This is a genomic window from Sphingobacterium sp. 18053 (genome assembly GCF_902706145.1).
GTDB lineage: Bacteria > Bacteroidota > Bacteroidia > Sphingobacteriales > Sphingobacteriaceae > Sphingobacterium > Sphingobacterium paramultivorum.
The window spans coordinates 319,879-342,103 of sequence record NZ_CACSJW010000008.1 but is presented as its reverse complement, the minus strand read 5'-3'; the positions used below and the strand labels follow the sequence as shown (position 1 = coordinate 342,103).

Here is a 22,225-nt window from a genome sequence, read left to right as displayed (position 1 = left end):
TATCTATGGATATGCACAAGCAATATATGCATCGTTGTTTGGAACTGGCCCAAATGGGTGCAGGTTCAGTAAGTCCCAATCCAATGGTTGGGGCTGTCATTGTTTTGGATGGTAAAATTGTCGGCGAAGGGTATACTTCTCCGTATGGTGGACCACATGCTGAGGTCAATGCTGTACAACAGGTTATGCAAAAGTATGGGGAAAAGGCAAAGCGGCTTATCGCGGAAAGTACTTTTTATGTCAGCCTTGAACCTTGCGCGCATTATGGAAAGACGCCACCCTGTGCTAATATGATTGCGGAGCTGAAACCTTTGAAAGTTTTTATAGCCTGTTTGGATCCTTTCGCAAAGGTCAATGGCAAAGGAGTGGAAATACTACGGGAAGCGGGTATTGAGGTTGAAATTGGTTTACTGGAAAAAGAGGCCGTATGGCTCAATCGTCGGTTTTTTACACGTATCGGTCAATTCCGCCCCTATGTTATTTTAAAATGGGCACAAACTAAGGATGGTTTTATAGGACAAGAGGGGAAGCAGGTTTGGATAAGTAATGCCGCAAGCCAACAGTTGGTTCACCGTTGGAGAGCGGAGGAAGATGCTATTTTGGTTGGTACAAATACTGCAGTCGTAGATAATCCCAGTCTGACCGTAAGAGAATGGCAGGGTAGCAACCCATTGCGTATTCTTTTAGATAGAGATCTTGCTATTCCACTAGATGCCAATATTCTCAATGATCAAGCTGATACAATTGTGTTCAATGCTAAAAAGACAGAATGGACAGCAAATGTGAAGTATATTGAGCTTGAAAATTATGGGTTGTATCTGCCGCAGAATATTCTTTATCAACTTTATTTAATGGATGTTCAGTCAATAATCATAGAAGGAGGGCGTGCTACTCTGCAAATGTTTATAGATGCGGATCTCTGGGATGAGGCAAGGGTATTTGAGTCTGCAACAACATTATTGAACGGGATTGAGGCTCCTCAATTTAAGGGACAATTGCTAGAAAGCAAATTGGTTTCCAATGATCTTTTAAAGATCTATAAGAAACAGTAATTATTAAATTGTATATTTAAGGAATTATAAGCCATAGCCGGTTGATTTAATTCTAAAATTACAATTATGTTAGTTACAGAAAACTTAATGCAGTTTATCTGGAAACTTCGGCTATTCCGTGCAAATGGGTTGAATTCTACTGATGGAGAACCCTTGGTCGTTGTTCATGTGGGGCAATATAATACAGATTCCGGCCCCGATTTTCTCATGTCACATATTAGGTGTAAAGGTAATGATTGGTTTGGTCATGTCGAGATGCATATCCAATCTTCGGATTGGGATCGACATTGTCATCAGGAAGATGTCGTTTATAATAACGTTATCTTACATGTGGTTTGGAAAAATGATAAAGTTATCTACCGAAATGATGGGACATCGATACCGACATTGGTGCTTTCGGAATATGTGGAACAGCATCTGTTGGAACGGTATTCAGCGATGATGAATACAAAAAGTTCGATACCTTGTGAATTTCAGCTTGGTTCTATTGATCTTTTTAAAAAATCCATGTGGCTGAGTGCTTTAGCTATCGAACGGCTAGAAATGAAAGTTCAACAAATGTTGGTGATTTTAAAACAATTTAATACGGATTGGGAAAAAACTTTATGGGTATGGATCTGCAGATGTATGGGATTAAAAGTTAATGCAGATACATTTCAGGAGCTTGGGGAAAAATTACCTTGGAACATTTTACAAAAATATCGTTCAAACCTGTTTAAAATAGAGGCTCTTTTCTTTGGGATAAGCAGGCTGTTAATTCAAGGACAAGAAAGCGAGTATATGAAGCGGCTAGCTGGTGAATTTGAGTATCAAAAACATATTCATGGTATAGAGGCTATTTATGGGGTTTGGAAAAGGATGAGAATGAGACCTTATAATTTTCCTGAACGGCGAATCACGCAATTAGCTGTTTTGTTTAGTAAGAACGAGTTGGGTGTTGCAAAGATTTTGGCTGTGGATGATTTGGAGGCTGCTCGAAAATTATTTAAGATAGAGTCGCCGGCTGATTGTTTTGCGGGATATTTTTCTTTTGGTACAAAAACGAAGGTAAAAACATCGGTTCGGCTGGGTAAAGAAACTATTGACACGCTTGTTATTAATGTGATTATCGTATTTCTTTTTTCATACGGTAAATATTTTAGTATTCAGTCATATATTGATAAAGCGCTAGATCTTTTGGAGCAGCTTCCTGCAGAGAAAAATGTTGTTGTGAGACAATTCGCTCAATATGATTGGCATGTTCAAAGCGCATTGCAAAGTCAAGGAATTTTGCAGTTAAAGAGATTTTATTGTGATAGGAAGCGCTGCCTTCATTGCAGCATTGGGTCCGAAATTTTAAAAAGAAATTAGTTCTTTAAAATCTCTGCAATCTCCTTATGGCCTTTTTCATATGCCATATCCATTGGAGCTAATCCTGAAATATTGATGACTCTGGTGTCGGCTCCATTTTCGAGTAAGGCAACAATAAAGTCGATATTACCAAATTGAGCAGCGAAATGAAGTGGAGTTTCGCCAGTAGCTTGAATGGCATTGACATTTGCATTAGCATCGATAAGCAACTTGCCGATCTCTTCATTGTTGTTTGCCGCAGCAATATGTAGTGCAGTGGTGAGTTGTTCATTTTTGGTTACAACATTCGGATTGACTTTTTTGGATAGTAAAAGACGGACAATGTCTGCTTTGTTGAAATATGTTGCTAAGGTCAATGGCGTAAAACCCTGTGATGACCATTCGTTGACAACAGATGGAGCTTGCAAAATAATAGCCTCCAGGTATGAGGTTAATCCAGCCGCACAGGCCTCATGGATAGTCATGGATTTGGTGTGTTGTAAAAGTGTCCGAATGATCTGGGGTTTGTTATAATAGCAAGCCAATAGGAGGGGAGAAATTCCATGACTCGTTGTTTCTTGTAAAAGTTCGGGATTTCCAATCAATAATAAGTCGATATCATGGCTTCTGCCTTCTTCAATATATTGTTCTAAAACGGAAAGGTTCATGTCTTAACAAATTGTCTAACGTTGTCACTAAAATAGACTTTATTGATGAGAATAAATGTTTGATTTGCGAAAATATTTGTATTTAATTTTGCTTGAGATTGAACTGAAATTTAGAAGAAGGGTGTTTTTACGGGGTGAATTGGATCTTAAAATCCGGAAAAAAGTTGTTTTTGGGGTATTTTATATACACAAATGTGTAGTAATGCGCATAATGTTTTTGTAAATTAAAAAGTAGATGTACTTTTGTTAAGCCCCTCCCAAGGGCATGTTTTTCATAGGTAGATGTAGGGTCGGGTGTTTCTCACTACGACCCTTTTTTTATAGCTTTGTTTTTATTATTTTAAAAGAGATGTCTAAGAGAAAAATTGTTATTGCCATTACTGGAGCTAGCGGCTCAATCTATGCTAAAGTTTTACTTAAAAAACTATTGGTATTAAAAACACAGATCGCAGAAGTTGGAATTGTAATGTCTAATAATGCGAAGGATGTATGGCGTGCAGAGTTAGGCGATGAGAGTTATCAGGATATACCGTTCAAATTTTATGATAAGGGTGATTTCTTTGCTCCTTTTGCATCAGGATCGGCTCGCTATGATACGATGATTGTCTGTCCGTGTTCAATGGGGACATTATCAAGGATCGCCCACGGAATTTCTTCTGATCTGACAACTCGCGCGGCAGATGTAATGCTAAAAGAACGACGAAGATTGATTTTGGTTACCCGTGAGACACCGCTAAGTATTATACATATTCAAAATATGAAATTGGTGACAGAGGCCGGAGGTATCATTTGTCCTGCATCACCTTCATTCTATAGTTTGCCAAAGACTTTGGAGGATGTTGCAGAAACGGTGGTTGATCGGATTTTGAGTCTTGCAGGGTTTGAATTTAAACATTATCAGTGGGGAGAAAATGCCTAGTTATTCCTCGTTGAAATCTATTTTTAATGTTCTTTAATAAATTTGTATTTTGTAACTTTGTTTCTCGAAATGAAGCAATCACAGGCATCACGCGAAAAAGTTATTTGCAGCTATATGATTTATAGTGATAAAGCCACCGTTTGTCTGTTAACACTGCGCACGCTATATGCTTCGATAAATAAGTTGTATCCTTTTAATTTCAATCACATTCATATATGAAAAGCTTATTGATTACTTCTGTTAAAGTAATTTTACCTGGTAATGAATTTCATCAGCAGCAAGTTGATGTATTTATCGAAAAGGGAAAGATTGCACAGATTGGAAAATCTGTCAAAGTAGCTGATAAAAACATAGAGACCATCGATGGCGCCGGAAAAATTTTAGCGCCAGGTTTTTTTGACTTACATGCCAATTTTGGAGAACCTGGATTAGAAACCAAGGAAGACATTGTAAGTGGAACCGCAGCAGCAGCAGCCGGAGGATTTACTGGAGTTGCTGTAATGCCAAATACCGAACCGGCGATTCAAAGCCGTTCTGAAGTTGCACTTATTGTCAATACAGCGAAAGGAAATGTTGTTGATGTACATCCAATTGGAGCTATCAGTAAAAAGCGAGAAGGAAAGGAACTAGCCGAGCTATTTGATATGAAGCAAACGGGTGCTGTCGCTTTCAGTGATGGAAATAGGAGTGTACAGCAGGCGGGATTAATGAGCAGAGCGTTGTTATATGCGAAGGGATTCGATGGATTGATTTTTTCACATGCTGAAGATGAATCTATGGCAGGTGGAAACAAAATGAATGAAGGTGCGATGAGTACTTATTTGGGGATGAAGGGTATTCCCAATCTTGCCGAATCGTTAATGGTTTCTCGTGATCTGTATTTGGCGGAATATACCGGAGCTCCAATTCATTTTGCATCCATTAGCACACCAGAAGCCGTTGACCTGATAAAAAAAGCAAAAGCAAAAGGTCTTCCAGTGACATGTGATGTTGCTGCACATCAATTAGTCTTTACTGACGAAGATATTGTCGGTTTTGATAGCAATTATAAGGTGAGCCCGCCGTTACGCACAAAGGCAGATCTTAAGGTATTACTTAAAGGAATTAAGGACGGTACTATTGACGCCGTCGTTTCGCAACATACACCACATGAAATAGAATTTAAGAATGTAGAATTTCATATTGCAAAAAATGGAATTATTGGACTACAGACCGTATTGCCACTCATGGTTCGTGCTGGATTAAACGAAGAACAAATTGTCAATAGTCTTTCAGTTAGACCCCGACAGATTCTAGGACTTGAAGTTCCTCTTATTGAAGAAGGGGCAGTAGCCAATCTTGTCGTATTTGACTCAGCGAAAACATGGAACTTCGATGAGAAAACCAATAAATCCAAATCAAAAAATTCTCCATTGTTCGGACAGACATTAAAAGGCGCTGTCGAATTGGTCATCAATAATAGTCAAATCATAAAAAACGATTAAAACCATGGAAGCAAATCTTAAAGCAGCCGTTGAGGCAGGTATATTAAATTATGGCAAGGTTGATGGAATCTCGACAGCCGCAGAGTTTCTCGAAAAGATTATTGGTGTATTCAATACGGAGGCCAGCTATCTAGAGAAATTAGAACTGTTGGATCAGTCTTTTGATGACTATCCGTTGTTTGACGAACTTCGTGAAGTATATGTCGATCTTTTATTGATGAACTTTTTCTCCAATGACGTATTAAAACTGGAAGATGATTATTTGGATTCTGAGGAATGGGAAGCGATCGAAGATGAAACAATAGATCGTGGAACAGAATTGTTGAATATTTTTCTTTATTTAGGGGAATGTAAGGATGATGAGATTGAACCTGAACTGGATGATTTCCTAAAAGAATTTTTACTGGTCGATGAAGATGAATTCCAAGATGAGCATGAAATTTATGAAGATATCATTGCTAATCAAATTGTCGTAGATAGCCCGTATGCCGAAATTGCAAAAGTAGGAAAAGGAATAAATCCGAGAAGCGAAGTTTATGAACTTTTCTATCCTATTATGAGTTTCTTTAGCGAGTTGAAACCATCTGAAAAGCAATTTGAGGAGTATGCTGAAGCTTCTTCCAATAAGGCTTTTGATATCGCCCTTTACCAAATAATTAGTACTTACTATAACAAATAATTTTATGGCAGAATCATTCAACCAAAGTAATGTAGGATTTGATGCGGTAATCGACAAAAAGAAAAGTATTATCTATGGTGTTATTTTAGGAATAATTTCTTTTATTCTAGGATTAGTTGTTTTGTTTGTTGTCAAAGACTTAAATTCCTTTTGGGGGGTAATGTCGATGTCATTTATTGTTAATACGGGGATTTTTGTTGTTATCTCTGCGCTGTTCGCCTTCTCTCTTAGGAAAGCAAATGGTGGATACTGGAATTTTTCTATAGCATTGAAATCGATCTTTATGATGCTTGCTATTTCTACGATTATTTCCACTATTGGTACGCAACTGTATGTTAATTTCATTAATCCAACTTTACAAGAAAAGGTGGTGACGCATACAATTAACGTTACCATTGAGTATATGGAGAAAAACAATGTGCCAGATGAAGTTATAGATTCAAAAATCGCAGAACTTGAAAAGCAAGTTGATGCTATAGGAAAGATAACCTTAGGGCAGGTGTTCAAAGGATTGGCAATCACATTGATGTTTCAATTTGTTTTTGCATTACTATTATCAGCCTTGACAAAACGAGAAAAATTGGTGATTAAGCAAGAGACCAATTAGTGTTTAATAAAATAAAATTGACCCTATAAGGTATTACTGAAAAAGTAATACCTTTGTTGGTATAATAATACTACATTTTTAGCATGATTAACATTCACATGGATATTTCTGTTGTTGTTCCTTTATTTAATGAAGAAGAATCCTTACCCGAATTGACAGCTTGGATCGACCGTGTTATGGCGGCCAATCATTTTTCCTATGAAATTATTTTAGTTGATGATGGGAGTAAAGATAATTCTTGGAAAGTTATTGAAGAGTTGAAGTTAAAGAACACGAATATTTCTGCGATAAAGTTCCGACGCAATTACGGAAAATCTGCGGCTTTAAATGTAGGCTTTGCTGCTGCACAGGGCGATGTTGTTATTACAATGGATGCTGATTTACAGGATAGTCCAGATGAGATTCCTGAACTGTATGATCGGATCGTCAACAAGGGAGCGGATTTAGTATCGGGTTGGAAGCAAAAGCGCTATGATCCATTGACCAAAACAATCCCAACAAAATTGTTTAATGGGGTAACAAGATCTATGTCTGGAATTCATAACCTGCATGATTTTAACTGTGGTCTTAAAGCTTATAAAAAAGATGTTGTTAAAAACATTGAGGTTTATGGCGAGATGCATCGTTATATACCCGTTATTGCGAAATGGGCTGGATTTACCAATATACAGGAACAGGTTGTACAGCATTACCCACGTAAATACGGTACAACCAAATTTGGTCCGGGCCGTTTTGTAAAAGGTTTCTTGGATTTATTATCTATATTTTTTGTCGGCAAATTTGCGAAAAGACCGATGCACTTTTTTGGTGTTATGGGGGTGATTAGTTTTCTTGCAGGTTTATTTATCTCCATTTATCTGATTTGCCACAAACTGATGAGTATAGCTAGCGGTACACCATTTAGAGATATAACAGATCAGCCATTATTTTTCTTTGCGCTGACAGCGATTATTTTGGGAACACAATTATTTCTGACAGGTTTTTTGGCAGAGTTAGTCTCTAGAAGCAGCTCAGATCGGAATGATTATCAAATTGAGAAAGTCATCTAAATAATTATGCGAATTGTGATTTTAGGATCCGCCTATCCATTGAGGGGAGGGGGGATAGCGTCTTTTAATGAACGATTGGCATCCCATTTTCAGGAGTTAGGTCATGAAGTGGATATCTATTCCTTTAGTCTGCAGTATCCCAATTTTCTTTTCCCAGGAAAGTCGCAATATTCAGATGAGCCTGCACCAACCGGTCTTCATATTAAAACGACAGTGAATTCTATTAATCCACTTAATTGGATAAAGGTTGGTAGGGAGCTTAGGAAGGCGAACTACGATTTGCTTATCGTGCGATTTTGGATGCCGTTTTTTGGGCCTTGTTTAGGAACAATCCAGCGACAGGTTCGAAAAAATAAACATACTAAAATTGTATGTATCGCTGATAATATAATCCCTCATGAACAACGCATAGGTGATAAGACGTTGATCCGCTACTTTTTGAAATCTGTTGATGCTTGTCTCACTATGAGTAAAAGTGTGCTGGCAGATCTGAAAATGTTAAGCCCGAAAATGCCAGCGGTATATACGCCGCATCCACTCTACGATAACTATGGTGCGCATCAAAGTAAAAAGGAAGCACGTCGATTACTTAAGATTGCCGAAGAGGATAAAGTCGTATTGTTTTTTGGTTTTATTCGTCAATACAAGGGCTTAGATATCTTGCTAGAAGCATTAGCTAATTCCAAGGTTCGCGATCTCGGTGTTAAATTATTGCTTGCCGGAGAGTTTTATGGTGACCCTGCTCCCTATCTGGAGCTTATAAAAAAGTATAAACTAGAAGAGTTTATTTTTATGCATACCGATTTTATTCCAAATCAGGAGGTCGGGCGTTATTTTTCAGCTGCGGATTGCGTTGTGTTGCCTTATCGTAGCGCTACACAGAGTGGGATTACCCAAGTTGCTTATCATTTTGATCTTCCCATGATTGTGAGTAATGTTGGGGGATTGCCGGAATTGGTTCAAGATGGCTACGTTGGTTATGTTGTGGAACCTGATGCCCGTCAAATAGCCGACGGTATTTTTTCATTTTACCATTACAACAAAGAAGAGCAATTTAGAACGAATATTATCGATGAAAAAAGGAAATACAGCTGGGATACTTTTGGCAATGAACTTCTTAAGTTGGCGCGTTGATGAGTAGCAGTGATTTTATTTGTATATAAAATCAAATTTATCTAAGTTTGGAAGACTGAGGTAGAAATTTAAAAGGAAGGAGAGATTTTGTTGCCGTTTACACAAAGCAGTTTAACTAAGTTAGAAGAGTTTTTTAAGGAGCAAGGGTATAAAGTTAGATACGAGAAAGGTTCATTCCGCACAGGCGCTTGTATGTTGCAGACGACAAAAGTTGTAGTAGTCAATAAGTTTTCGAATCTTGAAATAAAAATCCAGTCATTGTGGAACATATTATTGGATATTGAAATTGATTCGGAAGCCATTTCTGAAAAACTTCTTCCGATTTATGAAGAAATATTGAAATCAAAAATTGTAGCTTGAGAATAACATTTTTAGGAACCGGAACATCACAAGGGGTGCCTGTAATAGCATGCCAATGTCAGGTCTGTCAATCTGAAGACAGACGTGATAAGAGATTACGTTCTTCTATTCTTATTGAATACAATCAACATACATTGGTTGTGGATACTGGCCCAGACTTTAGGTATCAGATGTTGCGCGAAAAAGTTATGCATTTGGATGCGGTGTTAATGACACACTCACATAAAGACCATATTGCTGGTTTAGATGACGTAAGGGCATTTAATTATCAGCAGCATAGCTCAATTTCTATTTACGGTACAGCAGCTCTCCATGAAGCGCTAAGGCGAGAATTTTATTATGCGTTTACTGAAGTTAAATACCCCGGAGCTCCGAGGTTGGATTTGGAGGAGATAAAGGCCGGTGTACCCTTGTCTTTATTTGGGAAAGAAATTATGCCTATTGAGGTTCTCCATTATAAAATGCCAGTCTTGGGTTTTAGGATCGGAGATTTCGCCTACATTACTGATGCGAAATTTATCAGCGCAGAATCACGGAAATTATTGGAAGGAGTAAAGGTTCTCGTGGTAAATGCTTTGCAAAAGGAATCTCATATTTCACATTTAACATTGGATGAGGCGATTGAATTTGCCTATGACATTCATGCCGATAAAACCTATTTTACACATATAGGGCATCGAATGGGACTGCATGAAGCTGTTTCCAGAGAATTGCCCGAAAATATGTTTCTAGCTTACGATAGATTACAGTTTGAAATTAGCTAATCCATTTAAAATAAAACTATAGTTCTTTTTTCATTGTTATACCTATAAAAAATAGATTTAGGTATTAAATTATAAAGAAATGGGAAATTTACTGTATATCATCGCCGTTATCTTAGTTATCATTTGGGCGATAAGTTTTTTTGGAGGTTATGCGGCTGGCAATAACATTATCCACATCCTTTTGGTCATTGCTATTATTGTGGTTTTATTGCGCGTTATTCGTGGCAATGCTTAATCCATTAAGTCAAATTCAGGTAGAACTGGGCAATTTGTAAGTCTTGAGGATAGGTGATTTTTATATTTCTGGAGTCACCTTCAATGATAGTGATACGCTTGCCCATTTTCTCTACCACCGACGCATCATCTGTAAAAAAGGGATCTTCGGCTTGCTGATAGGACTTTAGAAGCAATTCTCCATGAAAAACCTGTGGAGTTTGTACTAACCAGGTATAATTTCTATCAACAGCGGAGTTGGATGTGGTGTCTCCCATCCGAACAGATTCAATGCTCTTTTGTGCTAAGACAATTGCCTGATGATCATACGCCCCCTGGAAGGCTTTTTTAATAAGAGCTTGGGTGATGATAGGTCGAGCTCCGTCGTGTACCGCAATATAGTCTTTTGGACCGATATCAAAATTTTGCTGAATGTAATCTATTCCGTTCCTTACACTTTCGAAGCGGGTTTGTCCGCCAAAAGCGATATGTATAGGGCGATCAAACTGATGCTTCAAACACAGTTCGGTCCAAAAACTTTCCATTGGTTCGCTGATGACCAAAATAACTTCCGAAATAGTTTCTGATTGGCAAAAACGATTAATTGTATGCATAACAATCGGCAGTCCATTTAAGTCAAGAAACTGCTTTGGAAGATCGCTATTCATTCTATTTCCGGTTCCGGCAGCAACGATAATTACAAAGTTCATGTTGTTATTGAAAGGTTATTATTTAAAAAAACGTGGATAGTTTAAGGCTATCCACGTTTTTTTTATTTTATCTTTTAAGCCACATCGTTAAACGATTAACATAGCGTCGCCATAGCTGTAGAACCTATACTTTTCTTTTACAGCAACTTCATAGGCATTCATCACATTTTCGTAGCCTGCAAACGCAGCAATCATCACTAAAAGTGTGGATTCTGGTGTATGGAAGTTTGTAATCATCGAGTTTGCGATACTGAAATCGTAAGGAGGATAGATGAACTTACTCGTCCAGTCAGACGCCGCTTTTAAATGGTGATCTGCAGAAACAGAAGATTCTATTGCACGCATAGAAGTCGTTCCGACAGCACATACGCGACGTTTGTTGTCGATTGCTCTATTGACAACGCGTGCAGCTTCATCAGTGATGATGAACTGTTCCGAATCCATTTTATGTTTGGTTAAATCTTCGACTTCAACAGTACGGAAAGTTCCAAGACCAACGTGAAGAGTAACCTCTGCAAAATCAACACCTTTAAGTTCCAGACGTTTCATTAACTCTCTTGAGAAGTGAAGTCCAGCTGTAGGAGCAGCAACAGCACCTTCATTTTTTGCGTAGATCGTTTGGTAACGGAATTTATCTTCCGGTGTAGCTTTACGCTTGATATATTTAGGAAGCGGAGTTTCACCTAAGATTTCAATATTACGGCGGAACTCTTCATCGGTACCATCAAATAAAAATCTAATTGTACGGCCACGAGAAGTTGTATTGTCAACTACTTCGGCAACCAATAAGTCATCATCACCGAAATATAATTTGTTGCCTACACGGATTTTACGCGCAGGATCTACCAACACATCCCAAAGACGAAGTTCATTGTTCAATTCACGCAACAAGAAAACTTCAATCGTAGCTCCAGTTTTCTCTTTATTACCGTAAAGGCGGGCTGGAAAAACTTTAGTATTGTTTAAGATCATGACATCTTTGTCATCGAAATAATCCAATACATCTTTGAAAATTTTGTGTTCAATTTTACCAGTATCTCTATGTAGGACCATCAAGCGTGATTCGTCACGATTTTCAGAAGGTTCAGAAGCAAGTAATGATTCTGGTAAGTTGAATTTAAATTGAGATAACTTCATCTTTAATGATATATATTTTAATGTCTGCCTTTCAGTGCATTACAGTGCACCAAATACTAGGTTGCAAAAAGCATACAAAGTTATAACTTTTTCGGGTATAGAAAGGGCTTATTTCTAATTTATGTATATATTTTTAACGATTTTGACATTAAATCAAAACTATATTGTATTTTAGAATACAATTATGCTATTTTTTAGATTGATATTGGAGAGTTGTCAGTTTGCTTTTTCGGCATTAAAAGACAATCGTACTCGCACCTTACTATCGCTGTTGGGTGTGACCATCGGTATTTTTACGATTATTGGTGTATTTTCTGCGGTAGATACCCTACGGAATAATATAGAGGAATCAGTAAAGAAGATCGGTAGCAAAACACTTTATATTGAGAAATGGCCCTGGGATGGAGGTCCAAATTTCCCTTGGTGGAAATACTTGAATAGACCCGAACCTACATACAATAATTACCTGGATTTGAAAAGTCGGATGACGACAGCCGAGTATATGGCGTATATGATCAATATTGGTAATACGACTATAAAATATAAAAATAATTCGGCCCAAGGCTCATCGGTCAATGCAGCGACCTATGAGAACCTGTACATTCAAAATTTGAATATTGTGGATGGTCGTTACTTTGCTGAAAGCGAGTCGAGGGGTGGAGCTCTTGTAACTGTATTGGGAGCAAATATTGCGGAAGGGCTTTTTCCTAATGAGGAGCCTGTTGGCAAATATATTAATATGTTAGGCCGAAAAATTCAGGTTATCGGTGTATTAAAGAAAGAAGGAAATGGTGTATTGATCAACACCTCCCCCGATGATACCGCCTTTATTCCGTTTGAGCTGGCGAGAAATTTGGTCAACTATGATAATTTCTCACCGAGCATAGCGATGGTTATTAAATCGAACTATAAGCTTGGTGAGGCGGAGAGCGAAGCGAAGACACTCATGCGTTCGATTCGTCGTATATCGCCGCAACGGGAGGAAAACTTTTCCATTAATCAGACAACAATGATTACCGGTGCGCTGGATCAGCTTTTTGGGATAATTAATCTTGCGGGTTTTTCAATCGGTATTTTTTCGATTTTAGTCGGTGGCTTCGGTATTGCCAATATCATGTTTGTCAGTGTCAAAGAGCGTACGCATATTATCGGAATTCAGAAAGCGCTGGGAGCTAAAAATTTCTTTATTCTTTCACAATTTTTAGTCGAGTCTATCGTACTATGTTTGTTGGGGGGAGGGATAGGCCTCGTTGTTGTCTATTTTTTGGCGTTTCTAGTGCAAGCTGCGACTGGCGTTGCTATTGTCGTAAGTTTGAAAATGGTTATGCTTACAGTTTCTCTTTCGACGTTTATTGGTCTCATATCAGGTATTGTTCCGGCTCTAATGGCTTCTCGATTGGATCCGGTAGAAGCGATCAGGAGTAAATAGAAAGCGATATGTTTAAAAAAGCTCAATTTTCGATATTACATGGATTTTGGCTTTTAATTTTTGCCTATAGCTGTCTGCTGATGGCAGAAATCACATTTCGCTACCGTGGGTTCTCACTGGATGCTAATTTCCTGATGATTAAACAAACGGAAATTGAAGGACTTTGGTGGTATCGCTACGTGTTTTATGTCCATGTCTGCACAGCTATCTTTGCCTTGCCTGCCGGCTTTACGCAGTTTAATACTTATATATTGAATAAATATCCGCGAGTCCATCGAAGTATCGGGTATTTGTATGTATTCGCCATTTTGTTTTTTGCCGCTCCTTCAGGGTTGCTTATTGGATCCGCGGCAAATGGCGGATTAACCTCTATTATTGCATTTGAATTATTGGGGCTTGGATGGTTTTATTTCACCTGGCGGGCAGTTCGTTTGGCGAGTCAGCGAAAATTTGATAAACATCGCGATTTTATGATCCGTAGTTTTGCCTTAACCTGTTCAGCGCTTACCCTACGTTTTTGGAAGCTTTCTTTAGTGTACCTGTTTCAGCCCAATCCGATGGATCTCTATCAAATTATTGCCTGGTTGGGATGGATCCCTAATTTGTTGTTGGCGGAATTTATTATTTATCAAAAAAATCATAAATTATGAGGAAGAACCTTTGTTTAATGTTAATGCTTGGAGCAATCCTTGGTTGTAAGGACGGGAAAAGCAAAAAGAATGAAGCCACCGAAACAAAAGATACTGTTGTAGCCGAGGCTGAGGCACATCAGGAACTTTATGGCAATTGGGTGGGCGAATTTGTTGTGGATGAAAGTACTCTTGAAGAAGGAGAAGGGCTGCCCACGACAGATTATTCTCCGAAGATAAATTTGACCATAAAAAAAATTACGGATAAGGGTAATATCTTCGGACAGAATGTTGTCAAAGGAAATCTGCGTTCTTTTGTGGGGAAATTGGAGGAAAATGGTGCCGATATCCGGTTATTATTGGATGAGCCCGGCGACAAAAAGTCTGACGGACGATTTGAAATTAAGCTTAATCACGATACGTTAATCGGCAATTGGACCGCATATGACCAAGGATTAAAGATTAAAAAGCGAAGCTTTAAATTGTTGAAAAAGCAGTTCGCCTATAATCCAAATCTGATGCTAAAAAATCAGGATGGAGAAGACGGAACTCTGGTCGACTGGATTAACGAAAAAAGAAAGGAGGAAACTGATGTGGATGGAGATTCAACTTATACTTACATTATTCAATACTATCGATCGGCATCCCCTGCGGTCTTTACTGTAAATGCATCTAAACAAAAGTTGACGGAGAAAGACCTTAAAAACCTCAAGAAATTAGATCTGGAGATTATTCGGAATACGATTTTTGCCCGACATGGCTATGCGTTTACCAAACCTAGCATTCGTCAGTTTTTTGAGCCTGTAGATTGGTATGTGCCTATTTCAAAAGATGTGACTGCGGACTTAAGTCCATTGGAAAAAGATAATATTGCTTTGCTGACTAGATTTGAAAAATATGCAACTGATAATTATGACACCTTCGGAAGGTAATGCAGTCAACATTAGTCATGAATATTCGAAAGATCAGTATCACAAAAAAGGCTTTACATCGTAAAGCCTTTTTTGTGATATCAAGAGTTTCTGTTTTATCATTTTTTCCGAATAGAAATCGCATTTTTATGCGCTTGCAGACCTTCGAGTTCAGCGAGTATTTCAACTACCGACCCGATTTGTTGAAGTCCAGTTTCGCTTATATGTTGAAAAGTAATTTTTTTCACAAAAGAATCTACCGATACGCCGGAGTAGGAGCGTGCATATCCTGATGTAGGAAGCGTGTGATTTGTACCTGAGGCATAATCTCCTGCGCTTTCAGGGGTTAAGTGCCCTAAGAAAACCGAACCAGCGTTACTGATATAACGTGTTAGGGACTCCCATTGGTCCGTCTCCAAAATAAGGTGTTCTGGCGCATAGTCATTTGAAAACTGTATGGCCTCCTGAAGATTCTCGACAGTTATTGCATAGGAATTTTCAATCGCTTTTGCAGCAAGTTCCTTGCGAGGCAAAACCGCTAATTGGGCTACCAATGCTGTGTTGACGGCATCAACTATAGCGGTGGAAGTTGCAACCAGGACAGCTTGACTATCGGCTCCGTGTTCGGCCTGTGCCAAAAGATCTGCGGCGACAAAAGCTGCATTGGCCGACTCGTCAGCGATGACCAGTACTTCGGATGGTCCCGCAGGCATGTCAATGCTAACATTTGCAAGGCCCTGTATGATGGATTTTGCTTTTGTAACAAACTGATTTCCTGGGCCAAAGATCTTATCGACTTTTGGTATAGTATCTGTTCCAAACCCCATAGCAGCAACAGCTTGAGCGCCTCCAACGAGGTATATTCTGTTTATCTTAAGTAATTTCAAACAAAAAGCAACAAAGCCATTGATTTTTCCATTGGATTGTGGAGGAGAACAAACGACAATCTCTTTACATCCAGCTATTCTTGCAGGAATACCGAGCATTAAAAGTGTGCTAGGTAACACTGCTGATCCCCCTGGGATATAAAGGCCAACTTTTTCAATAGGGCGAACCTCGCGCCAGCATTTTACGCCGGGCATCGTTTCAACAGTGCGCTCCCTTTTTAATTGTGTACTATGGAATTTATGTATATTTTGAAACGCGATTTCCAATGCTCTTTGTTGATCGCGGTCAATGGTAGATGCCAGTGCGTCGATATCTTCCTCGTCTAAATATAATCTGTCAAGTTCAACTTTATCAAATTTGGCCGCATATTCGCGTAATACGATATCACCTTGTTGGCGTACTTGTTGAATAATTTCCTGGACAACCTCTTGTATTGCATTGTTTGGATCCGTATTCCTAGCAACCAGTTGCTGGATTTCTGTTTTTCCTAACGTTTTGTAATCATATTTTTTTAACATGGTTGTATAAGTGCATCAAGTTTAAAGAATGATTTTTTCGATGGGCATCACAACGATACCTTGGGCACCTTCAGCTTTTAACTTATTGATCTTATCCCAAAAGTCATCTTCAGTGATAACGGTGTGTACGGCTACCCAACCTTCTTCTGCCAATGGAACAACCGTAGGGCTCTTAACACCGTGCAATAAAGAAGTGATGGCTGGCAAATTTTTCTTTTCGACATTCAATACCACATATTTAGTTTCTTTTGCTAAAAGAACAGATTCGATACGTTGTACTAATTCAGCCAAAACTTCATTGCCTTCTAATCCCTTTCTTCCCACCAATATGGCTTCTGAATTTTTGACATCAGCAAAAGGTTTCAAACCATTGCTTTTTAATGTTCCACCGGTAGATACGATATCGCAGATCGCATCACTAAGACCCAAGCCAGGTGAAATCTCAACTGAACCAGATATCAAACGGATGTCTGCATTAATCTTATAATCGTCTAGAAAATTCTTTAGGATATTTGGATAAGAGGTTGCGATTGCTTTGCCGTTAAGGTCTTTAATGTCTTGGATGGTGCTATCTTTGGGAATAGCTAGTTTCAATGTGCATTTTCCAAAACCAAGTCGTTTGATGTATTCTACTTTGGATTCAGTCTCATCGATGATGTTTTCACCGACGATGCCCAGGTCGGCTATGCCTTGTTCCACATATCCCGGAATATCATCGTCTCTCAGAAATAATATTTCCAGTGGGAAATTCCCAACAGTTGTGATTAAAGAGCTTTTGTAGTTCTCGAAGTCTAAACCACAATTTTTCAGTAATTGAACAGATTTTTCGTTTAACCTACCCGATTTTTGGATAGCAATTTTAAGATTTTTCAACGCTTTATAAATGTTAGCAGTAAATTATTAATAATAAGAAATCAAACAAGAGGGAAGGTATTCTACGTAAGAACACATTAAATTAACATATCGCCACAATGGCGATGATGCAAATGAAAATGATGTACGTAAGTATAAACCATGTTTGTATTAATAACTACAGGCAAATGTATAGTAAATTAATGGGAAATGCAAGACTATCATTTTAAAATTCTTATCCTAATGGACTTGTTGTTGAAATGAATTCAATTTTCTTGAAAAAAATGTGAAAACAATGCTGTTGATTGGGGGAATATACCATAATTTAGACAAAAGGTAATGCTGATTTCCTATCCTATAGTAAGCTGTTTGAATCACGCCAATAGCAAGTTGTGAAATCTTGTCCAATCGAAACACTTTTTATAGGGGGATAACTCACATAAATTTTCTTAATTTTAGGAATTGGGGGGATATATTAAGTTCGTAGCGAATAAGAGTTACAGTAGTAGGGAGTATAAGTTGTTGTTTAATAAATAGGAGGAATGTGTTTAGTGGTACATGTTTCAAAGGGATTGTAAATTAGATAGATTATTTGTTTGATGAAAAGATTAGCTTTTATTTTTATTTGTTGGATTAACTGTCTATATGGTCCTGTTCTTGGACAGGAAAAGCCAGCTTCTACGTTAGATATCCGTATATTGGAGTCCATAGCCGAGACTCGGACAGCGCCACAAACACAAACATTTAAAGTGCTTTCTGATATCAATAACTATGTTCAGATAGCCGTTCCGGTTGGTTTACTGGTTGCAGGTGCAGTCAACGATGATAAGGCAATGCGTCAGAATGCCTTGTATGTTGCTAGCAGTACGGCTGTAACAGCGCTCGTGAATGTTGGGTTAAAACATATCTTTAAGCGAAGCAGGCCATTTAAAAAATATCCTAATTTCATATCGGTTCGTACGGCCGGTGGGTATTCCTTTCCCTCTGGTCATACGTCATCTGCTTTTGCTACTGCTTCTGCTTTGTCTCGGGCCTACTCAAAGTGGTACGTCGTTGCACCATCGCTTTTATGGGCGAGTAGTGTGGGGTATTCAAGAATGTATCTGGGCGTACATTTTCCCTCCGATGTGTTAGCAGGTGCTGTATTGGGAACAGGAGCAGCCTTTGCTTTAGATGGATTAAAGAAATAATATAGAAATAGAAAAAATGATGCAACAGGTTATTAAAATATTGGTTGTTGGATGTGGAAATATGGGCGCATCTCATGCGAAGGCATATCACGATTTAGATGGCTTTCAGATTGTGGGTCTAGTAGCTCGTGGGGAAAGCAAAAGTAAACTGAATGAACAATTGGGAGGCAACTATAAATTGTTTGAATCTTATGAGGATGCACTTCAGGAAACGAAACCGGATGCCGTTTGTATAGCGACCTATCCGGATACACACAAAGCGTATGCTATAAAGGCCTTTCAGGCTGGTGCTCATGTTTTTATTGAAAAGCCTTTAGCTGAAGATGTGATTTCCGCGCAGGAGGTCGTCGATGCAGCAGTGAAATATGATAAAAAATTGGTTGTTGGATATATTTTGAGGTATCATCCCTCATGGGTCAAATTTATTGAAATAGCTAAAACGATGGGAAAACCACTTGTTATGCGTATGAATCTGAATCAACAGAGCCATGGGTATATGTGGGATGTGCATAAAAATCTAATGGCTAGTTTAAGTCCCATTGTTGACTGTGGAGTTCATTATATTGATGTCATGTGTCAAATGGTGGGTGCGAAACCATTGTATGTATCTGCAATCGGAGCGCGGTTAACCGATGAGATTCCTGCTTGGAACTACAACTACGGACAATTGCAGCTGCATTTTGAAGATGGGTCCGTAGGATGGTATGAAGCTGGATGGGGACCAATGGTTAGTCAGAACGCTTTTTTTGTAAAGGATGTTTTTGGACCTAAAGGTGCAGTTTCCATTGTCGCAAATAAAGCAAGCGATGAAGGCAAATCGGATTCGGTAGCATCCCATACACAAACAGAAAGCCTTCGCGTACATTACGCCGATTTAGATTCGGCAAATGAATTTACAAAGGTCGATGAGTGGGTCAACTTATCTGATGAGCCCGATCATCAGGAATTATGTAACCGGGAACAGTTATTCTTTCAGCAGGCGATTGTAGATAATTTGGACCTTTCTGATTCGATGGAAGATGCTGTTAATAGTCTACGAATTGCTTTGGCATGTGACGAAGCGGTGAAAACTAGGCGGATGATTAAATTATAGTTTATTTTGCTTAGTGGTCTTTTTTTTGCTTTTTATGGAAATATGAAGTGAAAAAAGTAAATAAATAAAAAAATAGCGTAAAAGATAGGCTTTTTGGTCTGTCTTTTGTTATTTAGCTACATATTTATCATTCTTATGAATAATTTACTCAACGTTGCACTATTATTTGGATTATCAATTTCGACAACCTATGCACAAGATAAGCAATGGCAGATGGAGTTGGTGTTTAAAGGTGAAGTTTCCCCTGAAAAATTTGAAAATGAAGTTCCGGAATTTGCAAAAGAGTTTTATGAGCCATTTTTGAAAGGAAAAATGGCTTATCGGAATGTGGAGATTTTGGCTGATGCCGATTATTCTTCTACTGTAGTGAATCAAAAAGCACATGCTATTTTAAATCGAAAATTAGCAAAAACATATTCGTATTCGATCGGCGATGATATTGTTACTGCCGAAGCATACAGTCCATCCTATAAGATTGTCAGTACGAAGTTAGGGGAGTCGGATGGACCTTATGTGCAGCTGCAAGATATGGGCGAGATCGAATCGATCGCGGGAATTACCTGTAAGAAAGCAAAGTTATTTATAAAAAACCATGCGGATTCCGCGGTAGCAACGGTATGGTATTCGGAAGCAGTGCCCACTTATTATCTGACGGCATTTTCATTTATCAATGATTTGCCTGGAGGTGTACTCAAATTGTCTTTGGGTGAAAACAATGACCTTGGTTTTGAAACAACAAAAGTGATCAATGTATCGTCTGTGGCAGATTTTACACTTCCTAAAAATGCAAAGGTGATTGATATCTCTGGGGGAGGGAATACGAGTGAAGGGGAAGATGTGAGTTTGTTTGAAGATACTTTCCCATTGGATAAATCACTTAAATGGACCATGGTCAAGGATAAAGATACCAATGACGAATATTATGGTATAAAAAACATGGCGGGAGAAGATGTATTGCCTTGTTCTCTTTTCTCTTTAGCGTATTTTAATGAGCAGACTGCTATTGTTTCAGATAAAGATAATTATTTCTGGTTGTTGGATAAGAAGGGGGGAAAGGTAAATAAGGAAGGGTTTGACTGGCTTACACCAGCAAATCAAAAACTGGCTATTTTTCAGAAGGATGGTAATTTTGGATTGGTTACACAGGAAGGGAAAGTTCTGCTTGACAAAAAGGAAAATATCAGTAAATTTTTAGACAATTATTTGATGTTCTCTGAAAATGGAAAAGTTGGATTGTTGGATGAAAATGGGAAGATTTTATTAAAGGCGAACTTATTATTTTTAGATGCTGATAATGCTGGAAATGTTCTGGTCCGGGAGAAGGAAGGTGAAGAGACGAAAACGTTAGACCTGGAAGCTTTTTTAAAAACCTATGTGAAGTGATTTAAATTACATGCATTAATATAGATTTATTGTTTATAAAAAAGGCCCTCATACTATCGAAGGCCTTTTTTGTGTCTATTTAATCGTGCATTTGCATGATTAAGGAATGTTCAAGAACTTATGTGTTTGTAGTGAAATATCCCATTTAGGGTTTTCTTTTACGTAGTCAATAATAGAAGGTGTCATCTCTTTAGATTTCGACCATTCAGGTTGAAGGTATAATCTACAGTTTTGTCCTACAAGTTGTGCATATTCTTCTCCCCATGCGAAATCGCTTTTATTGAAAACGATAACTTTAAGTTCACCAGCAGCTTCTAACACATCTTTCCGTGGAGCTTTGAATTTTTTTGGAGATAAACATATCCAGTCCCATTCGCCACTCAAAGGATATGCACCTGAGGTTTCAATAAACGTTTTAATGCCCGCCTCATGAAGTCCTTTTGTTAGGTAATCCAAATTATAAATAAGTGGTTCGCCACCCGTAATGACAACTGTTTTTGCCGGATATTTCTTTGCATTTTCGATAATCGAATCTGCGGTTGTAAGGGGGTGGATAGATGCATCCCAACTTTCCTTTACATCGCACCAGTGGCAGCCCACATCGCAACCACCCAATCGTATGAAATAAGCAGCAGTCCCGGTGTGGTAGCCTTCTCCCTGAATAGTGTAAAATTCTTCCATTAAGGGCAATAGTGTTCCGTCTTCTGGTACTTGATTTGACATAGTTAAAATTTCAGTCTGCAAAGGTAGCAAATATTAATGAGATGCTCAATTTGTCCTGCGGCTTTTAAGTGGCTGGCCTGTCATTTTTATATATATAGTTGCTGGTAATAATCTGTTTTTATCCCTTTGTTTTTAGGTTGATGTTTAAGCAAAGCACATTGTTTAACGCTAACATGGTATCAGGTTTATACGATGTTTGCTATTAACAGCGAAACAATACTCTTTTTACAGGGGATTAACAAGGGGTTAATAGGGATTTACCCCTGTTAACCCCCTGTAATTACCCTGTTAATATATAACCTGATTTTCATTAATTGTTACTACGAGTGCTGTACGATAAACAGTTTCTCTAGAGCAATAAGATTAGATTATTACTCGGTTTTAAACTGCAATAATAAATATGTAGAGGGTGTGCAAAGCTTTTGAATTTAGCGCATTTAAACTATGGACAAGAGGGGCGTAGGTTCGGCTTTCTATTTTTGTTGGGTCATAAATTATAAAAGC

At 38.3% G+C, this 22,225-nt stretch carries 22 protein-coding genes; 16 read left to right on the top strand and 6 right to left on the bottom strand.

Annotated elements, in window-relative coordinates; translation table 11 throughout:
- Nucleotides 1–5: 5 nt before the first annotated feature.
- Complete coding sequence (gene ribD, locus GVK91_RS20090; protein WP_153848266.1) at nt 6–1,052, top strand: bifunctional diaminohydroxyphosphoribosylaminopyrimidine deaminase/5-amino-6-(5-phosphoribosylamino)uracil reductase RibD; 1,047 nt, start codon at nt 6–8, stop codon at nt 1,050–1,052.
- Nucleotides 1,053–1,118: 66 nt separating this feature from the next.
- Nucleotides 1,119–2,402 carry a DUF2851 family protein gene (locus GVK91_RS20085; RefSeq protein WP_153848267.1) on the top strand — a complete coding sequence of 428 codons (1,284 nt, stop codon included), beginning with the start codon at nt 1,119–1,121 and terminating at the stop codon, nt 2,400–2,402.
- Here the strand turns inward: GVK91_RS20085 and GVK91_RS20080 are convergent.
- Nucleotides 2,399–3,049 (bottom strand): ankyrin repeat domain-containing protein, encoded by a 651-nt coding sequence (locus GVK91_RS20080; RefSeq protein ID WP_075993358.1) that lies wholly within the window; start codon nt 3,047–3,049, stop codon nt 2,399–2,401. The two genes, GVK91_RS20085 and GVK91_RS20080, sit on opposite strands and share 4 nt — an antisense overlap.
- Nucleotides 3,050–3,398: 349 nt before the next feature.
- On the opposite strand from GVK91_RS20080, the gene GVK91_RS20075 reads away from it, so the two are divergent.
- The 8 genes from GVK91_RS20075 (at nt 3,399) to GVK91_RS20040 (ending at nt 10,280) form a co-directional block, all read left to right on the top strand.
- Nucleotides 3,399–3,968: a UbiX family flavin prenyltransferase gene (locus GVK91_RS20075; protein ID WP_159731035.1), complete on the top strand. Its 570-nt coding sequence runs from the start codon at nt 3,399–3,401 to the stop codon at nt 3,966–3,968.
- Between the two features lie 215 nt (nt 3,969–4,183).
- On the top strand, nt 4,184–5,452 hold the full coding sequence (locus GVK91_RS20070) for a dihydroorotase family protein (protein WP_159731033.1): 1,269 nt from the start codon (nt 4,184–4,186) through the stop codon (nt 5,450–5,452).
- 4 nt (nt 5,453–5,456) lie between these two features.
- Nucleotides 5,457–6,131 carry a hypothetical protein gene (locus GVK91_RS20065; protein WP_159731031.1) on the top strand — a complete coding sequence of 225 codons (675 nt, stop codon included), beginning with the start codon at nt 5,457–5,459 and terminating at the stop codon, nt 6,129–6,131.
- 4 nt (nt 6,132–6,135) lie between these two features.
- Nucleotides 6,136–6,738 (top strand): DUF4199 domain-containing protein, encoded by a 603-nt coding sequence (locus GVK91_RS20060; RefSeq protein WP_075993354.1) that lies wholly within the window; start codon nt 6,136–6,138, stop codon nt 6,736–6,738.
- 98 nt (nt 6,739–6,836) lie between these two features.
- Nucleotides 6,837–7,787, top strand: a complete 951-nt coding sequence (locus GVK91_RS20055) for a glycosyltransferase family 2 protein (RefSeq protein WP_075993353.1) — start codon at nt 6,837–6,839, stop codon at nt 7,785–7,787.
- Between the two features lie 6 nt (nt 7,788–7,793).
- Nucleotides 7,794–8,921 (top strand): glycosyltransferase, encoded by a 1,128-nt coding sequence (locus GVK91_RS20050; protein ID WP_153848272.1) that lies wholly within the window; start codon nt 7,794–7,796, stop codon nt 8,919–8,921.
- A gap of 356 nt (nt 8,922–9,277) precedes the next feature.
- A complete protein-coding gene (locus tag GVK91_RS20045) occupies nt 9,278–10,045 on the top strand; it encodes an MBL fold metallo-hydrolase (RefSeq protein ID WP_153848273.1) in 768 nt (255 codons plus the stop codon).
- A gap of 79 nt (nt 10,046–10,124) precedes the next feature.
- On the top strand, nt 10,125–10,280 hold the full coding sequence (locus GVK91_RS20040) for a lmo0937 family membrane protein (protein WP_104382583.1): 156 nt from the start codon (nt 10,125–10,127) through the stop codon (nt 10,278–10,280).
- A gap of 4 nt (nt 10,281–10,284) precedes the next feature.
- Here GVK91_RS20040 and GVK91_RS20035 read toward each other — a convergent pair whose 3' ends face one another.
- Complete coding sequence (locus tag GVK91_RS20035; RefSeq protein ID WP_153848274.1) at nt 10,285–10,968, bottom strand: 2-C-methyl-D-erythritol 4-phosphate cytidylyltransferase; 684 nt, start codon at nt 10,966–10,968, stop codon at nt 10,285–10,287.
- Nucleotides 10,969–11,055: 87 nt separating this feature from the next.
- Entirely contained in the window at nt 11,056–12,105 is a 1,050-nt protein-coding gene (gene queA / locus GVK91_RS20030; protein ID WP_075993349.1) for a tRNA preQ1(34) S-adenosylmethionine ribosyltransferase-isomerase QueA, read from the bottom strand.
- A gap of 184 nt (nt 12,106–12,289) precedes the next feature.
- On the opposite strand from queA, the gene GVK91_RS20025 reads away from it, so the two are divergent.
- The 3 genes from GVK91_RS20025 to GVK91_RS20015 all read left to right on the top strand — a co-directional run bounded on the left by GVK91_RS20025 (nt 12,290) and on the right by GVK91_RS20015 (nt 15,095).
- Nucleotides 12,290–13,534 carry an ABC transporter permease gene (locus tag GVK91_RS20025; RefSeq protein ID WP_182331239.1) on the top strand — a complete coding sequence of 415 codons (1,245 nt, stop codon included), beginning with the start codon at nt 12,290–12,292 and terminating at the stop codon, nt 13,532–13,534.
- An 80-nt stretch (nt 13,535–13,614) separates the two neighbouring features.
- Nucleotides 13,615–14,184, top strand: a complete 570-nt coding sequence (locus GVK91_RS20020; protein ID WP_235032967.1) for a DUF2306 domain-containing protein — start codon at nt 13,615–13,617, stop codon at nt 14,182–14,184.
- On the top strand, nt 14,181–15,095 hold the full coding sequence (locus GVK91_RS20015) for a YARHG domain-containing protein (protein WP_159731027.1): 915 nt from the start codon (nt 14,181–14,183) through the stop codon (nt 15,093–15,095). The genes GVK91_RS20020 and GVK91_RS20015 overlap by 4 nt, the downstream gene beginning before the upstream one ends.
- 98 nt (nt 15,096–15,193) lie before the next feature.
- Here the strand turns inward: GVK91_RS20015 and hisD are convergent, their stop codons facing one another.
- Together hisD and hisG are read right to left on the bottom strand one after the other, a co-directional pair.
- The gene (gene hisD, locus GVK91_RS20010) at nt 15,194–16,480 is read right to left on the bottom strand and encodes a histidinol dehydrogenase (RefSeq protein WP_159731025.1); all 1,287 of its coding nucleotides are present in this window, start codon (nt 16,478–16,480) and stop codon (nt 15,194–15,196) included.
- Between the two features lie 21 nt (nt 16,481–16,501).
- Nucleotides 16,502–17,353, bottom strand: a complete 852-nt coding sequence (gene hisG / locus GVK91_RS20005; RefSeq protein WP_120332653.1) for an ATP phosphoribosyltransferase — start codon at nt 17,351–17,353, stop codon at nt 16,502–16,504.
- Nucleotides 17,354–17,931: 578 nt separating this feature from the next.
- On the opposite strand from hisG, the gene GVK91_RS20000 reads away from it, so the two are divergent.
- The 3 genes from GVK91_RS20000 to GVK91_RS19990 all read left to right on the top strand — a co-directional run bounded on the left by GVK91_RS20000 (nt 17,932) and on the right by GVK91_RS19990 (nt 20,998).
- Nucleotides 17,932–18,522 carry a phosphatase PAP2 family protein gene (locus GVK91_RS20000; protein ID WP_075993343.1) on the top strand — a complete coding sequence of 197 codons (591 nt, stop codon included), beginning with the start codon at nt 17,932–17,934 and terminating at the stop codon, nt 18,520–18,522.
- A 16-nt stretch (nt 18,523–18,538) separates the two neighbouring features.
- Nucleotides 18,539–19,615, top strand: coding sequence for a Gfo/Idh/MocA family protein (locus tag GVK91_RS19995; RefSeq protein WP_227550343.1), 1,077 nt, complete (start codon nt 18,539–18,541; stop codon nt 19,613–19,615).
- 135 nt (nt 19,616–19,750) lie between these two features.
- The gene (locus GVK91_RS19990) at nt 19,751–20,998 is read left to right on the top strand and encodes a hypothetical protein (RefSeq protein WP_159731023.1); all 1,248 of its coding nucleotides are present in this window, start codon (nt 19,751–19,753) and stop codon (nt 20,996–20,998) included.
- Between the two features lie 99 nt (nt 20,999–21,097).
- Here GVK91_RS19990 and GVK91_RS19985 read toward each other — a convergent pair whose 3' ends face one another.
- Entirely contained in the window at nt 21,098–21,721 is a 624-nt protein-coding gene (locus GVK91_RS19985) for a 7-carboxy-7-deazaguanine synthase QueE (protein ID WP_075993340.1), read from the bottom strand.
- Nucleotides 21,722–22,225 lie beyond the last annotated feature (504 nt).